The following is a 16,874-nucleotide window of genomic DNA, read 5'->3' on the forward strand; positions in this document are numbered from 1 at the left end:
ATGAAATTGCACATATGAAAAAAATAACATATTTCAATGTCTTAGTGTTTACAGTATTATTGCTCACTATGGGCGGCTGTAATGAGGATAAGTTTCTTAAGGAAGATCCTCGTGATGCACTTTATCCTGAAAATTTACTTGTAGATTACAATGGATTTAAATCGATGATAACGCCTCTTTATGGTCTTATGCGTGCAGAGTATCGCCGTGCTGATGCAATGGGAGGAAGTATTGCGCTCTGTCTGCATTCTGCCTGGGGTGGAGGGGTAGATAATTCATGGGCCAATAATAGTCATGCGGAAATGAAGTTCCTCTACAATCCCAAAGAGATAACTTACACTGATCTTGCTATTTGGAATAATATTTTCCAGTGGGGATATCGTATCATCAACACTGCCAATATGGTTATCTCAAGAGCTGACAATGATGGCATTAACTGGGGAAGTGGTGCTGATGCTGAAAATCGTAAAAATGAGGTGTTGGCCGAAGCTCGCTTTTTCCGTGCTTGGGCTTACCGTCACCTTACCTATTCATTTGGTGCAGTGCCCCTTTCAACACAAGAAATTACAGGATTGAATTATCGTGATGATTGGGACCGTGCTTCCTTGAGTAGTATTCGCGAAGTGATGGCAGAAGATTTCCAGTTTGCAGTCGATAACCTTCCTTTGCGTACTTCTAATAATAGTAAAGTCTCTGGTGCTGTGGCACGTCACTATTTGGGTGAACTTTATTTGGCAGAAGGTAATGCTGAAAAAGCAGTTTCAGTACTGAAACCATTAGTGGAAAGTGGAGAATATTCCCTTATAAATCAACGCTTTGGTAGTAATGCTTCCAATGATGGATGTCCTTTTATTGACGTATTTTATACTCCTATGTATGCTGATGGAAATACGGAGGTGTTACTGGCTTTCATTAACACAGAAGAGGAGAATAGTGCCTATGGTACTGCAAATGTCTATATGACTACAACTTATAAGAACTATTATGCTAATGATGGCGATTGTAAAAAGACAAACCAGCATAATCCGGACTATATCAATAACGGTGGTGAAGGTTCATTTGCACAAGTCTTTTGGCAAGCTAATGGTGGTAAGGGAGCCGGACGTGTAGTTCCTTCCAGAGGAGCACTTCGTTTGTACAATTATAAAGGAATGGGAGAACAAGATGACCGTGTATCTGCCAATGCTATCGTATGGAGTATTAATGATGTAGATGCTGCCGGCAATGTAACCAAGGTATTTGATTTAGGTGGTACTGCACTTATTGATACTACGGTTAATGCAGCCATGCTAACTTCTACTTCCATTAAAAAATATGATTGGCCTACTACTCGTAAATGGGATTATACTCCACCTATTTTGGCTAATGCAGCTAATGATGGACACTATGCGGACATTGTTTATTTACGTTTGGCAGATACATATTTACTTTATGCAGAGGCTCTTTACAAGAGTAATCAAGTAGGCGAGGCCATTAAATGGATAAATAAAGTACGTAATCGTTCCAATGCTGTAAGTATTACTGAAGATGATCTTAGAATCGGTGGTATGGATTTCATTCTTGATGAACGCAGCCGTGAACTGCTTACGGAGGAAGAACGTCGTCATACATTGGTACGTGTTTGCCAAGAAAATGGTGGTGACGAACGTGATACCAATAACTATTTCAAACGTCGCATGCGTGAACTCAATGAGATAGCTGGTATTGCAGGACGTGGTATGGATGAATATGAAACTCCTGTCCTTTTCCCGCTGCCGCAATCATTCATTGATGCCAATACTGGTAATCCTTTGGAAAATAATCCGGGGTATTGATAGATAATAGTCAGATATAAATACCGCATATAAACGGCTTTGTATATATCGGTGTTTATATCTGATTTAGATTCATATATTCAAAAGAAAACAAAAACTTAATATCTTGATACATCATGTCCGAATTGGCTTTCATTTTTAGTCTTCTTATGGTAGGGATTACAGCGGTAGGTCTTTATCGTAAGCTCAATCCTCAAGGTCTTTTGATGCTTTCCGGTTTATTAATGCTTACAGCTGCTTTTTTCATGCAAGTGCATTCGGTAGTACCTAGTGAAGCTACGGGAATGGTGGTGTTTGATTTGGTAAGGATGATAGAGGAAGTTTTTCTTTCTAATTTGGCGCGTGCAGGGTTTATGATAATGACAATTGGCGGTTATGTAGCTTTCATGAATAACATAAAGGCTACTAATGCATTGGTCTATATTTCCATGAAGCCATTAGGTCTTTTTCGACGTTATCCTTATTTGGCGGCTACTATAGTTATTCCTATTGGACAATTACTTTTTATTACTACTCCTTCAGCTGCCGGATTAGGATTGTTGCTTGTGGCTTCGGTTTATCCTGTTTTAATTAGTTTGGGAGTAAGCCAACTTACAGCATTGTCAGTCATTGCCGCTGCTACTCTATTTGATCAGGGACCGGGGTCGGCAAATACTGCTATGGCTGCCGAATTGATAGGACAATCCAATGTGGAATATTTCATCACTCATCAACTTCCTTTAGTAATTCCTACTTCCTTGGTTGTAATGGTACTCTTCTATTTCAATAACCGTTATTTTGATAAAAAAGATGCAAAGAAACAGCAGGATGGCATATTGCAGGTGTCAAATGTGACTGCAACCTCATTAGTAGAAAAACCGGATGTTCCATTGGCTTTTGCGCTACTCCCGGTATTACCTTTGGCTCTTCTCATTTTCTTTTCACCTTTTGTGGGACTATTTCAGCCTACTGTAACATTGGGTACCACTACTGCTATGCTTTTTTCTCTGTTCTTATCATTGGTATTTGTGTTGTTTCATACTCGTAGTGTGCGTACTACTTTTAACGTTTTTGCAAGTTTTTGGAAAGGCATGGGAAATGTGTTTACTTCAGTTGTAACATTGATTGTAGCTTCAGAAGTTTTCTCTAAAGGACTGATTGGTTTGGGATTTATTGATTCATTGGTGGGTTATTCCTCTCATATCGGACTTTCGGGATTAGCTATTGCCGCAATCTTTACTCTCATTATTTTTGGAGCTGCCATGCTGATGGGAAGTGGCAATGCAGCCTTTTTTTCATTTGGTCCTTTATTGCCGGGTATAGCCACTCAGCTTGGTTTGCCGGTTTTTTCATTGATACTTCCTTTGCAGTTGGCGGCAAGCATGGGACGTGCCGCATCTCCTATTGCCGGAGTCATTGTTGCCATTGCCGGGGTAGCCGGTGTGTCATCAGTGGAGTTGGCAAGGCGTAATACATTTCCTTTAATAGGAGGAATTGTTTTCTTGATACTTTATCATCTTATCACTTTCTAAAATTAATCGACAGCTATGTTTACATTGATAAAGAATGCAAATTTATATGCTCCTGCCTATCTTGGTAAAACAGACATTTTGCTATGCGGAGAAAAGATTGCGCATATTTCAAAGACAATTGAACTGAATGAATCATTTTGCCATACTATTGACGTGCAAGGTAAAATTGTTACTCCGGGATTTATAGATCAGCATGTACATATTACTGGTGGAGGAGGGCAACAAGGTTATGCCTCATTAGTCCCCGAGGTGACTATGAGCGAACTGGTGGCATGTGGTACTACTACTGTATTGGGTATGCTTGGTACTGATGGATTTGCCAAAGAACTTACTACGCTTTATGCCAAGGCCAAAGCTATTGACGATGACGGATTGTCGGCTTATATGCTGACAAGTTATTACGGATTGCCTACCAAAACATTGATGAATAGTGTGGCTGACGATCTTATCTTCATAGATAAAGTTATTGGCTGTAAGCTGGCGATGAGTGATGACCGTAGTCCGTTTCCGACAGAGCAAGAGATATTACGTATTATACATCAGGTACGTTTAGGGGGATTTACATCTGGTAAAGGAGGAATTCTCCACATTCATTTGGGAGCACTTCCGGAAGGTATTGAGCCCTTACTCAATATTGCTCGTCACTATCCTACACTGATATCTTATCTGTCTCCTACTCATCTGATACGTACTGAAGCTCTTTTTATGCAGGCTGTAGAATTTGGTAAATTAGGTGGAATGATTGATTTTTCGACTGGTGGCTCAAAGTTTGATACTCCCCATCGTTGTGTGATACGTGCATTGCGAGCTGGTGTCCCCCTTGATCGCATTACTTTTTCTAGTGATGGCCATGGTGGCGTACGCAGAGTGAATCCTGAAACTGGAGAAATAACTTATCGTCCTGCTCCTTTGAATTTAAATTTCAAGGAGGTAGTTGCATTAGTCAATGAGGAGGGGGTACCATTGGAACAGGCGATTACATTGATAACATCCAATCCGGCTCGTAATCTGAAATTACGAGCTAAAGGTATTGTGGCACAAGGAGCAGATGCAGACTTGTGTTTTTTGGCGGAAGATTTGCAGCTTACAGATGTCATTGCCCGTGGTAAATTTGTAATGCAAGATGGTACAATAGTAAAGAAGGGAAGGTACGAATTATGAAGAAGCTGATTATATTTTATATTGGATTCCTCTGTATTTGTTTATCTGCAATAGCGAAACAGACTTTGGAAAGGCCAAGAGGTGAACATTTCTTCACTTATAGTCAATACCCTCCTTTTGCCGATCGCCCGGTAGATGTACATTATTATATACCTTCCCAGGGGGATATTAAACAAATGCCTATTGTATTTGTCTTTGAAGGAGGAGACCGCGGCTATCGTTATCTTTTGGACGGTTGGAAAGAAGAAGCGGAGAGAAAGGGTTTTATGCTTTTTATACCTCACTTTGATTTGAAATCTTATCCTTTGGCAGACTATCAGGAGGTGGGGGTGATGAATGCTGCCCATACAGTAGCTAATGCTCCCGAAAAAATTACACCAGTGTTGGTTGATAAACTATTTGAATATGTGCGTCAATTTACGGGAAGCATGCGCAAAGGATATATGATTTATGGTCATTCTGCTGGTGGGCAATTCGTACAGCGTTTCATGCTTTTTCACGATAGTCCTTATGTGGAAAAAGCTATTATAAGTTCTCCCGGTTGGTATACTTTTCCTGATTTGGCCCAGACATATCCTTATGGTACGGCTGGTATCCCCTATATTTCATCTGAACAGATAAAAAAATACTTGTCAAAACCTATCATACTACAGCTGGCTTTGGGAGATACGATACGTGAGTCTTTTCTACGCAAGACTCCTGAAGCTGAACGACAAGGACGAAACCGTATGGAGCGTGGGCGTAGTTTCTGGCTTTATATTCACCAGTTGGCTGCATCCCGTGGTTGGGAATGCCATTGGCGCAAGATAGAAGAGTGCGGCATCGGGCATGAGGCTGTCCCTATGGGGAAACAAGCTGTGCCATTATTGACGACAGATTCTTTACGGGTACTTTTTATAGGTAACAGCTATACTTTTTTTAATCGTTTGCCATGGCAAGTCCAATCGTTAGCATCCTCATGTGGAAAAAAAATATCAGTGCGCCAGGTTGCTAACCCTGGTTGGTACTTGAGACAGCATGCAGCCAATACGCAAACATTAGAGGCGATTCGTGAAGGAGGATGGGATTATATGGTGATGCAGGAACAGAGCAAGGCACCTACTCGTGAAAAGGAATGGGTAAAGAAGAATGTATTCCATCCTGCGGCGCAGTTAGATAGTTTACGCCGTCTTTATGCCCCAAAAGGAAAAAGTGTCTGTTATATGACATGGGGGCGTAATAATGATACTTATGAAGGAATGCAGCAGCAACTTACGGAAAACTATTTGGAAATGGCTGATGTCCTTGATGCTTATTGTGCTCCTGTGGGTGAGGCATGGAGACGTGTACGTAGAGAGTGTCCAAGTTTGCAGTTGTATAATTCTGATGGCAGCCACCCTAGTCCTGCAGGCAGTTATCTGGCGGCTTGTGTCTTTTATGCAATTTTTTTTGGTGAGCCTTTTAGCAGCGATTATTATGCAGGTCTACCGTCTGAAACGGCTCTTTATTTACAGAGGATAGCACAAGAAGTGGTATTAGCTAATCTTGTGTTATGGAATAGAAATCAGTCGAAGCAACCTGCCGGAGTAACTGCAAGTTTCTATCCTGACCCCAAATTTGACCGTGAGACACCTACTCTAAGTAAACCTTACGGTAGCGGATTGGCATCGGTTGATGAGATAAAGGACTATTTACAACAATTGGTTGTACGTTCTCCGGGTTTGGCATATATGGAGAATATTGGTGTTACCAAACAAGGACGTACCATTCCGGTACTTTATTTGGGTACTCCCGACAAGAAGAAGGTAAGGGTATGGATTCAAGCGGCACTGCATGGTAACGAGCCGGCAGGTGCTGAGGCTGTATGCATGCTTGTCCGTTACTTACTTTGTGAAAAAGAAGGACGTGAATTGCTGAATCATATAGCTGTGGCTTTGGTTCCTATAGCCAATGTTGATGGTTATGCCATTCAGCAACGTCGTTCAGCCGATGGTTACGATTTGAATCGCGATCAGAGCAAATTAGAGGATGCTGTCACTTTGCTGTTGAAGCAGTCCTATCAGCAATGGAATCCGGACGTAGCTCTTGATATTCATGAATATACACCTTTACGTCGTGAGTTTAACTTATTACGTGGAGTGCCGACAGCAAATGCTGCTGATGTACTTTTTTTACCTACAGGACATCTTAATGCGCCTTTAGCTTTACGTACGCTGTCTGAAGAACTTTTTCGTCGTGAGGCAGAGGTCGTTTTAAATAGTGCCGGTTATGCTTCCGGTTTCTACTTTACTCCTCGTGTGGCAGATGGTTCCCTTGTTCTTGTAAAAGGTGCCAAAAGTCCGCAGTCCAGTTCTACTTTTCAAGCATTGACGGGGGCTGTATCGCTTTTTGTCGAAATAAGAGGTATTGGATTGGGACCGGAGTGTTTTGCACGTCGTAGTGAGTGCGGTTTCTTGGTGGCACGGCAAACGTTGGTTACTGCTGCGCAACATCGTGCTTCAATTAAACGTAAGATAGAACAAGCCAGGAAGCGCACCTTGAAAGCTACTGAACCGATATATGTTACTTTCACTTCGGATACTGTACGTCATGTAGTCTCTTTTATCGATTATAAGGCCAATGAACTGTTTAAGACTGAACTGCCAACCCTTGATGCCATGCAGGCAACACCTCAATTGATGCGTACTCGCCCTAAGGCTTATCTGCTCGATGCTCCCTGTACAGAAGCAGTATGTAAGCTTCGAGCGTTGGGTGTACACATTGAGCAGGTTACCCGTGTACAAAAAGCAAAAGTTGAGCGTTATAAAGTAACCCGTCTGTATCGTGCAGAGAAGGAATGGGAGGGGATTCATCCGGTAAATGTAGAAACGGATGTCTATGAAGATAATGTAGAACTTCCAATAGGTAGTTGGTTGGTACCTTTGGCACAACCTTTAGGAAATTTGGTTGCCACGTTGCTTGAACCGGAGTCTGTCTGTGGTTTCGTAAACTTCTGTGTTATTCCGGCTGAGGAAGGAAAGGGACTGTTTGTCAGTAGACTTATAAAATAAGAATTGGATATATAAAATTAAATTCGGTAATGACTATGAAACTAAAAAAAACGCTACAGATTATACTTGCTTTATGTTTAGGCCTATGGATGATTTCATGCCAGCAGGAACATATCAAGTTGACCTCTCCAAATGGAAAACTTTCTTTAGAGTTTACACTTGATGAAGAAGGTGCTCCCCGATATTGTTTAAGACATGCGGGGAAGAATATTTTACTTCCTTCACGTCTGGGATTGGTTTTGAAGGATGCGCCAGATCTTTTGACTGGTTTCGTTCTAAAAGAGGTTAAGCATGATTCGCATAATGATGTGTGGCAACCAGTATGGGGGGAAGAGGCTGAAATTGTAAATCATTATAATGAATTGAGGGTATGCCTCAAGGAAGAAACATCGTTGGAGCGGGAACTGAATATTATTTTTCGTCTTTTTGATGATGGGATGGGATTCCGGTATGAGTTCCCGCGCCAGCAACAGCTACAAGAGTTTCTTATTGATGACGAAGTGACTGAATTCGTTTTTCCTGCAGATTATGATGCTTGGAGTATTCCAGTGAAAGGAGTTCGTTTTTACGAGGCCTTATTTGAGAAAAAAACTCTTAGTAAGATGGGATGGGTAAGCACTCCGGTGACGATTGAGACAACAGATAGCCTTTATTTGGCTATTCATGAAGCAAATCTTACAGATTATGCTGCCATGAACTTGAAGCCGGTTGAACAAGTTGAAGATAATAAAACGGTTACATTACGTGCGGCTCTTACACCTTGGAGTACAGGTGAGAAAGTACGTGTTACCGATACCCGTGTATCTCCTTGGCGTACAATGATAGTGGCTGAATCTGCCGGTGATTTGCTTCTTTCCCGTCTCATGTTAAATCTTAATGAACCTTGTCGTATAACCGATACTTCCTGGATACAACCTATGCGCTATATTGGAATTTGGTGGACTTATCACATGAAGCATAACACCTGGCATGCCGGTCCCCATCATGGGGCCACAACAGAGAATACAATGCGTCACATCGATTTTGCTGCTGCCAATAACCTGGGAGGTGTACTGGTGGAAGGGTGGAATGAAGACTGGGCTACTTGGAAGTTTAGTTTCACAAAACCTTATACCGATTTTGATATACAACGTATTACTGATTATGGGCGTAGCAAAGGAGTAGCTTTGATAGGACATCATGAAACTGGCGGTAATGTTTCCAATTATGAAAATCAGATGGAAGATGGTTTCAAGTTCTATGAGAAATATGGTGTGCATCAAGTAAAAACGGGTTATGTGGGCGATTTGCTTGATGGGAAAGAATATCATAGCAGTCAGTTTGGTGTACTTCATTATCGCAAGGTAATAGAGGCTGCTGCCCGTCACCGTATCTGTATTGATAATCATGAACCGGTGATTCCTACAGGTTTGCAGCGTACTTTTCCTAATCTGATGACACAAGAGGGAGTACGTGGACAAGAATGGGACGCTTGGGATGTAGATGGTGGAAATCCTCCCTCTCATACCGTAATATTGCCTTTCACTCGTGGGTTGGCAGGCCCGATGGACTTTACACCGGTGACGTTTCGGTTTGTTAACGATGTAATGCCACAGACACGTGTACATACCACACTGGCCAAACAATTGGCGCTGTTTGTGGTGCTCTATTCACCGTTACAAATGGCTTCGGATGAAATAGAGAATTACGAGGCTAATCCGGAACCTTTTAATTTTATAGTATCTTGTCCTACAGATTGGAGCAGAACAGTGGTGCCGGAAGCATGCATTGGCAGTTATGTTACTATTGCCCGTTGTGATAAAGGAGAGGGATGCTGGTATATAGGCAGTATCACGGGAGATGAGGAACGAACGGCTAATATCAGTCTGTCTTTTCTCGATACAGATAAAAGATATCTGGCTACTATTTATCGTGATGCTCCTGAGGCCGATTATGAGACATGTCCTGCTGCTATACTTATAGAAGAGCGCGAAGTGACTTATAGTGATACCCTCACCATTCGGCAAGCACGTAGTGGAGGAACTGCCGTACGTCTGTGTCCTATAAAAGACAGTTGAGCCGGAGGTATATTGGGGCAGAGTTGTTTATATTTTCTCTCTCAAGTATTCGTAAAAGCTATATTGCGACCGTACCTTCTCCTTTTGCGGTCGCGACGACTTCCAGCGGTTTCGCAACCGGTCGTCCACAAAGCAGGCTTTCCGTTTGTCCGACAGTTGTATGGATAGCATATCGATGAGCTCTTGCTTCAAGTCCGGGTCCAGAATGGGGGTGACGGCTTCGATACGGCGGTACAAGTTACGCCGCATCCAGTCCGGCGAGCCGAGGAAGAGCTTGGGTGCGCCGCCGTTGCCGAAGTACCACACACGGGCATGTTCCAGAAAGGTATCCACGATGCGTGTCACGCGGATGTTGTGGCTGTACTCCTGCCCGGGGATGAGGCAGCAGATGCCGCGGACAATGAGGTCTATCTCTACACCGGCTTGCGAGGCTTCGTAGAGGCGGTCTATCATGGCGGGGTCTTGCAGGGCATTCATTTTTAGGATAATCCGTCCTTGCTTGCCTTGCCGGGTCAGTTCTATTTCGTGATTGATGAGGCGGTTCAGTTCAGGAATCAGGTTGAAGCGGGCCACAAGCAGGCGGTGGAACACTGGATTTTCCTTTCCCTGCAGAGTACGGAACAAGTTGTGCAGGTCGTTTACAATCACCGGGTTGCAGGTGAATAGTCCGCTGTCCGCATAGAGGGTGGCGGTCTTTTCGTTGAAGTTGCCGGTGCTGATGTAGGCGTAGCTTGTCAGTTTGCGCCCTTCCTTGTCGCGGCGTAGCACGAGGGCTACTTTGGCATGTACCTTTAGTCCTGGTATGCTGAAAATGATGTTGATGCCGGCGGCTTTCATCATCTCGGCGGTGGCGAGGTTGTTTTCTTCGTCGAAGCGGGCTTTCAGTTCCACAAAGACGGTGACTTTCTTTCCGTTCTGTGCGGCGGCTATTAGGGTGTTGATGACGGTGGAGTTCTCTGCCACGCGATACTGGGTCACCATGATTTCACGCACGGTGGGTTCGTGGACGGCTTCATATAGAAAATGGATGAAGTGGTCGAAGGAGTGGTAGGGATAATGCAGCAGCAGGTCCTTCTTCTCCACATAGCGGAAGATGGATTCGCGTTCGTCCAGGCAGGTCAGCTTCATGGGCTGGGGTTTCTTGATGGGACGTACGCTTTGGTTGGGATTAGGCAGATGCCGCAAATCCTCCATGTTGAGGTGCTTGTCTCCCGGCACCAGCTCCCGGCGGTCTATGCGGTAGGCATCTACCAGAAAGTCGAGGAAGTCCTGGGGCATGGCGCGGTCGTATACAAAACGGCACACGGCGCCTATCTTGCGTTTCTTTACCTTCTTCTTCACCTGCTCGATGATTTCGGAGGTATTGGCGGCATCGTCTATCAGAATATCCGCATCGCGTGAAATCTTGATGCAATAACTGCTGTCCACTTCATAACCGGGGAAGATGGTATCCAGATTGGCCTTGATGATGTCTTCAATGAACATCAGATAATAGTCTTTCCCCACCTTAGGCAGCTGGATGAAGCGCGGCACTTTGCTGTACGGCAGTTTCATCACGAAATATTGGATGCGGTTTGGAGAACCGACGGGAGCTCCTTTCAGATGAAGCCGTACGGCCAGATAGAGACGGTTGTCGCGCAGGAATGAAATCACCTTGTCCTTGCTTACGGGTACCGGGGCCAGATAGGGGAATATCTCTTCGCGGAAGAAGTTGCGCACGAAGTCGTTATGAAACGGTTCCACGTTGCGGCTCTGATAGAATATGATGTGGTGTTTCCGTAGGGCGGGCAGTATCTTCTGTTCGTAGATGCGGATACGGTCTTCCAGTTGGCGGTTGACTTCCCGGTTGATTTCATCTACCAGCTCGGCGGCGGACTGCACAGTCTCTTCATCGCTTTGCGAGGCTCCGGTGGCTATGGCTTTATGGTCGGCCACGCGTATCTTGTAGAATTCTTCCAGATTGGAGGAGTATATGGAAATGAAGTTGATGCGTTCGTATAGCGGCAGTGTATCGTCTTCGGCTTCCAGCAGCACGCGGTAGTTGAAAGACAGCCAGCTGATATCACGTTTGAAATATCTGTTTTCCATAGTTTAATGTGCTAAAGTGATTAATGTGCCAATGTGCTAATGAAGAGAAGTTCGCGGATGGTGCGCAGCCAATTAGCATATTGGCACATTATCACATTAGCATATTGATTTCTTTCCCAAATATAATTACCTTTGTTTTAATAAACAAAGGAAAGATGACAAAAGTTGGTTTATTATCGGATACGCATGGCTACTGGGATGAAAAGTACCTGCAATATTTTGAGGGCTGTGACGAAATATGGCATGCCGGTGACATCGGTTCGCTGGAAGTGGCACAGAAGCTGGCGGCTTTCCGTCCCTTCCGTGCCGTGTATGGCAATATTGACGGGCAGGAGATACGGCAGCTCTATCCGCAGATTCTCCGTTTCACGGTGGATGGGGCGGAGGTGCTGATGAAGCATATCGGCGGTTATCCCGGCAACTACGACCCTTCCATCAAGGGCAGCATTCTGGTGCGTCCCCCAAAGCTGTTCATCAGCGGGCACTCGCATATACTGAAGGTGAAGTATGACAAGACGTTGGATGTACTCCACATCAATCCGGGCGCTGCGGGCATTCAAGGTTTCCATAAGGTGCGTACGATGGTACGCTTTGCGGTTGATGGGGGAACGTTTAAAGATTTGGAGGTGATAGAACTTGCTGACCGATGATGTAGTTTGTTTATTTTCAATGGATTGTATTTACCGATTGCTTGCGCTATAGTGTAAAAGCCGTTACATGCTAATGTAAAGGTTGTTACGCTATTGGGTAAAGGCCGTTACACTATTTGGTAAAGGTCGTTACACGCTGAGGTAAAGACCGTTTCATCAAGGGGTGACGGCCGTTACGCACTGAAGTAAGCAAAACAATGTACCGGAGTAAGCAAAGCAATGAAGTAAAAAGATGAAACCAAGCCTTCACTTAATCGAATTTTTCCATTATCTTTGTACCCGAATAGCAAGTAGAGCCGTGGGGCATCGTCCTCCTTCTTATTTTATTCTCCATTTTGAAGTATCACCGAAAAAGAACTGAAATATGAAAGGAATTATTCTTGCAGGTGGCAGTGCCACTCGTCTCTATCCGTTGTCCAAGGCTATCTCCAAGCAGATAATGCCCGTCTACGACAAGCCGATGATATACTACCCGCTCTCTACACTGATGTTGGCGGGAATTCGCGAAGTGCTTATTATCTCTACTCCACGTGACTTACCCATGTTCCGCGAGCTGCTGGGAACCGGTGAAGAACTCGGTATGTCCTTTTCCTATAAGATACAAGAGAATCCCAACGGACTGGCACAAGCCTTTGTGCTGGGTGCAGAGTTCTTGGACGGCGGACCGGGCTGCCTTATTCTGGGCGACAACATGTTCTACGGTCAAGGCTTCTCCGCCATGCTGAAGCGTGCCGCTTCCATAGACAAGGGTGCCTGCATCTTTGGTTATTACGTCAAGGACCCCCGTGCCTACGGTGTAGTGGAGTTTGATGCCAACGGCAAAGCCGTCTCGCTGGAAGAAAAGCCTGCCAATCCTAAAAGCAACTATGCCGTCCCCGGACTGTACTTCTACGACTCCACCGTGACAGAGAAAGCCGCCTCCTTGAAGCCCTCTGCTCGCGGCGAATACGAAATTACCGACCTCAACCGTCTCTATCTGGACGAGGGCACGCTGAAAGTGGAGCTCTTCGGCCGTGGCTTTGCCTGGCTCGACACCGGCAATTGCGACAGCCTGCTGGAAGCCAGCAATTTTGTCGCCACCATCCAGAACCGTCAAGGCTTCCGCGTGAGCTGTATCGAAGAGATTGCCTGGCGCAAGGGCTGGATAGATGTAGACCAGCTGTATCGCTTGGGTGAACAGCTTGGCAAGACCGAATATGGCAAATACCTGATGGAACTGGCTGAATCGAAGCGATGAACTCTTTGTTCCCCAAAAAGAGAAGGAGAATAGTTCTCCTATAAAGGCCCGCTGACTTTAATTTTTAATTTATAATTTTTAATTCTCATGAAGACTTATCTCGTAACCGGTGCCGCCGGTTTTATCGGCGCCAACTATATTAAATATATCCTGGCAAAACATAATGATATTAAAGTGGTGATACTGGATGCCTTGACCTACGCAGGCAATCTGGGCACCATTGCCAATGACATTGACGATGAACGTTGCTTTTTTGTAAAAGGTGACATCTGCGACCGCGTGCTTGCCGACGAACTGTTTGCCAAGTATAAATTCGATTACGTAGTGAATTTTGCTGCCGAGAGCCACGTAGACCGTAGCATAGAGAATCCCCAGCTTTTCCTGATGACCAACATCCTGGGTACACAAAACTTGCTCGATGCCGCCCGCCGTGCCTGGGTCACGGGTAAGGACGAGTCCGGTTATCCCACTTGGCGCAAAGGCGTTCGTTACCATCAAGTGTCTACCGACGAAGTTTACGGCTCACTTGGTGCCGAAGGCTACTTCACAGAGCAAACCCCGCTCTGCCCGCACAGCCCTTACAGCGCCAGCAAGACGAGTGCCGATATGGTAGTGATGGCCTATCACGATACCTATAAGATGCCCGTCACTATCACCCGCTGTTCCAACAACTACGGTCCTTATCACTTCCCCGAAAAGCTGATTCCGCTTATCATCAAGAATATTCTCGAAGGCAAGAACCTCCCCGTCTATGGCGACGGCAGTAACGTGCGTGACTGGCTCTACGTGGAAGACCACTGCAAAGCTATCGACCTGGTTGTCCGCGAGGGTGTGGAAGGCGAAGTCTACAACGTAGGCGGTCACAACGAAAAGACCAATCTTGAAATCGTGAAGCTGACTATTGCCACCGTCCGCCGCTTGATGGAGGAAGAACCCCGTTACCGTGCAGTGCTGAAGAAACAAGTAAAAGCCGCCGACGGCACGATTGACATCAGCTGGATAAACGAAGACCTTATCACCTTCGTCAAAGACCGCCTAGGTCACGACCAGCGTTATGCCATCGACCCCACAAAGATTACCAATGCCCTGGGCTGGTATCCGGAGACGAAGTTCGAGGTCGGCATCGTCAAGACCATTGAATGGTACCTGAACAACCAGCCGTGGGTGGAAGAAGTGACCAGCGGTGATTATCAGAAGTATTACGAACAGATGTATGGAGGTAGAGGTTAAGGTTTAGGGATTAGGGTCTAACCGCTAATCCTTAACCTCTAACCTCTCAATTCAGCGCCACCGCTAACAGTAATCCTAAGAACAGCATATTGCGCGACGTCTCGCCCAGTATGCTGTTCAGCTTTTTACCGCTACCTATCTGTATCATTTTGCGCCACGTCAGTGCGTGCATATAGAGATAGACGCAGGGAGCCCAGATAAATTCCAGCGGAGTCAGCTTGCCCGTGTAGACAAACCAGAAGCAGAGCAGCACGGCGGCGATGCCCAGTGCCAGATACATATTCTCACCGAACTTCTTGCCGTAGCGTACCACCAGCGTACACTTGCCGCTCACGGCATCCTGCTCGCGGTCGCGATAGTTGTTCACCATCAGCAAGGTGTCTATGGCGAGGCCACTGACGAGCGACAGCACCACCACATCCATATTCAGCGTATAGGCCTGCACGTAGTAGGTGCCGCATACGGGCACGAAGCCGAAGAACACCAGCACCAGTACGTCGCCCCAGCCCCGATAGGAGAGCAGCGTGGTATAGAGGAAAGCAAACAGTATGCACACCACGCCCAGCACCACCAGTTCCCAGCCTCCGTGGGGCAGCTGCCCCCAGACGGTGAACAGCACTGCCAGCCCTGCCAGGCACGACAGTGTCAGTGCGATGCCGATGCCGGTTTTCATGGCTGCCGGCGTAATCCAACCTTCGGCGCAGGCGCGCTGCGGCCCCAGCCGGTCTTCCCGACGGTCGGTCCCTTTCTGGAAGTCGAAGAGGTCGTTGATAAAGTTGGCGGCAATCTGCATGCCGCAGGCAAAGAGGGCGCACAGCAGGGCGGGTGCGGTCTTGAACTGTCCGTCGCTGAAGGCAAGGGCACTGCCCAGCAATACCGGGATGATGGCTCCCGTCAACGTCTTGGGGCGGGCGGCGAGAAACCATGCGTAGGGTGAATTCTGTTTAATCTCGTTCATCGTAGTTCCAATTTAGTTCGGCATCTGCCAGCAAAAATACTGAAAATCCCTATATTTGTACCCACTTATGATGAAGAAGTTAGTCTACATATCCATTCTTTCTCTGCTGCTCTTGTCTTCCTGCCGTTCCAAGCGGATGATTACCGTGTCGTTGCCGCAGTCAGTCATGCAGGCAGACAGCACGCAGCTTGGCGATACTATCGGGTTGCCCGCCCGCCTTTCGCCGATGTTCACCTTTGACCAGTCTGATTTGCGTAATGTCCGCCGCCAGCCGGCGAAGGGCGAGGTAAAGAAACAGCAGATAAAGAAAACGGCACCGGTACAAAAGGTAATTGTGCAGCGAGGTACAAGAATCACATCGAAAACCACCCACGTAGGCTCGGCCTATAAGGGCGTCAGCCGCATTAAGACGTACGACTTCACGCATCGCGACGTGCCTGCCGCCTTCGAGGGCTTCCGCATCGCCTTTGTCTCCGACCTGCACTACAAAAGCCTGCTGAAGGAGGAGGGATTGAAGGACCTGGTCCGCCTGCTCATAGACCAGAAGGCCGACGTGCTGCTGATTGGCGGCGACTTTCACGAAGGCTGCCAGTACGTGCCGCCCGTCATGGCTGCCCTGGCGCAAGTGAAGACGCCGTTGGGCACCTATGCCGTGCTTGGCAACAATGACTACGAGGCTTGCTATGACGACATCGTGCGCGAAATGAGGCATTATGGCATGCATCTGCTGGAGCATAAGGTGGACACCCTGCGGCGTGGCGGCGAGCGGATTCTTGTGGCGGGCGTGCGCAATCCTTTCGACTTGGGCAAGAACGGCACATCGCCCACACTCGGCCTTTCGCCCGACGATTTCGTAATCCTGCTGACGCATACGCCAGACTATGCCGAGGACGTCCCGGTGACAAACTCCGATCTCATCCTGGCCGGACACACGCATGGCGGGCAGGTGACGCTGTTCGGGCTTTATGCACCGATAGTCCCCTCGCACTACGGGCAGCGGTTCCTCTCCGGGCTGAAGTACAACTCAAAGAACATCCCGATGATTGTCACCAACGGCATCGGCACTTCGCAGAAAGCCATCCGCATGTTTGCTCCCGCAGAGGTGGTGATGATTGTGCTGCACCGGCTGACGGACTGAT

The 16,874-nt window shown here is 46.5% G+C and carries 11 protein-coding genes; 9 read left to right on the forward strand and 2 right to left on the reverse strand.

Going from position 1 to position 16,874, the window contains the following annotated elements:
* Positions 1 to 14: 14 nt before the first annotated feature.
* From DW947_RS05550 to DW947_RS05570, 5 genes are all read left to right on the forward strand, one after another.
* On the forward strand, positions 15 to 1,814 hold the full coding sequence (locus DW947_RS05550; protein WP_022401142.1) for a RagB/SusD family nutrient uptake outer membrane protein: 1,800 nt from the start codon (positions 15 to 17) through the stop codon (positions 1,812 to 1,814).
* 116 nt (positions 1,815 to 1,930) lie between these two features.
* Complete coding sequence (gene dcuC, locus DW947_RS05555) at positions 1,931 to 3,325, forward strand: C4-dicarboxylate transporter DcuC (RefSeq protein WP_022401143.1); 1,395 nt, start codon at positions 1,931 to 1,933, stop codon at positions 3,323 to 3,325.
* A 15-nt stretch (positions 3,326 to 3,340) separates the two neighbouring features.
* Positions 3,341 to 4,486, forward strand: coding sequence for a beta-aspartyl-peptidase (gene iadA, locus DW947_RS05560; RefSeq protein ID WP_009037984.1), 1,146 nt, complete (start codon positions 3,341 to 3,343; stop codon positions 4,484 to 4,486).
* Positions 4,483 to 7,515: a M14 family zinc carboxypeptidase gene (locus DW947_RS05565; protein ID WP_022401144.1), complete on the forward strand. Its 3,033-nt coding sequence runs from the start codon at positions 4,483 to 4,485 to the stop codon at positions 7,513 to 7,515. The genes iadA and DW947_RS05565 overlap by 4 nt, the downstream gene beginning before the upstream one ends.
* 29 nt (positions 7,516 to 7,544) lie before the next feature.
* Complete coding sequence (locus DW947_RS05570) at positions 7,545 to 9,572, forward strand: glycoside hydrolase family 97 protein (RefSeq protein WP_081027257.1); 2,028 nt, start codon at positions 7,545 to 7,547, stop codon at positions 9,570 to 9,572.
* A gap of 27 nt (positions 9,573 to 9,599) precedes the next feature.
* On the opposite strand, the gene DW947_RS05575 is transcribed toward DW947_RS05570, so the two are convergent.
* Entirely contained in the window at positions 9,600 to 11,660 is a 2,061-nt protein-coding gene (locus tag DW947_RS05575) for an RNA degradosome polyphosphate kinase (protein ID WP_117963474.1), read from the reverse strand.
* Positions 11,661 to 11,815: 155 nt separating this feature from the next.
* Here DW947_RS05575 and DW947_RS05580 point away from each other — a divergent pair, with 155 nt between their 5' ends.
* The 3 genes from DW947_RS05580 to rfbB all read left to right on the forward strand — a co-directional run bounded on the left by DW947_RS05580 (position 11,816) and on the right by rfbB (position 14,777).
* A complete protein-coding gene (locus tag DW947_RS05580) occupies positions 11,816 to 12,310 on the forward strand; it encodes a metallophosphoesterase family protein (protein ID WP_005827049.1) in 495 nt (164 codons plus the stop codon).
* A 364-nt stretch (positions 12,311 to 12,674) separates the two neighbouring features.
* The gene (rfbA, locus tag DW947_RS05585; protein ID WP_005827046.1) at positions 12,675 to 13,547 is read left to right on the forward strand and encodes a glucose-1-phosphate thymidylyltransferase RfbA; all 873 of its coding nucleotides are present in this window, start codon (positions 12,675 to 12,677) and stop codon (positions 13,545 to 13,547) included.
* Positions 13,548 to 13,634: 87 nt separating this feature from the next.
* Complete coding sequence (rfbB, locus tag DW947_RS05590) at positions 13,635 to 14,777, forward strand: dTDP-glucose 4,6-dehydratase (protein WP_005827045.1); 1,143 nt, start codon at positions 13,635 to 13,637, stop codon at positions 14,775 to 14,777.
* 46 nt (positions 14,778 to 14,823) lie between these two features.
* Here rfbB and menA read toward each other — a convergent pair whose 3' ends face one another.
* Positions 14,824 to 15,735 (reverse strand): 1,4-dihydroxy-2-naphthoate octaprenyltransferase, encoded by a 912-nt coding sequence (gene menA, locus DW947_RS05595; protein WP_005827044.1) that lies wholly within the window; start codon positions 15,733 to 15,735, stop codon positions 14,824 to 14,826.
* A 70-nt stretch (positions 15,736 to 15,805) separates the two neighbouring features.
* Here menA and DW947_RS05600 point away from each other — a divergent pair, with 70 nt between their 5' ends.
* Positions 15,806 to 16,873 carry a metallophosphoesterase gene (locus DW947_RS05600; RefSeq protein WP_044467338.1) on the forward strand — a complete coding sequence of 356 codons (1,068 nt, stop codon included), beginning with the start codon at positions 15,806 to 15,808 and terminating at the stop codon, positions 16,871 to 16,873.
* Position 16,874: the final 1 nt, after the last annotated feature.

The organism is Bacteroides sp. AM44-19 (assembly GCF_003603395.1).
Classification (GTDB): Bacteria; Bacteroidota; Bacteroidia; order Bacteroidales; family Bacteroidaceae; genus Bacteroides; species Bacteroides uniformis.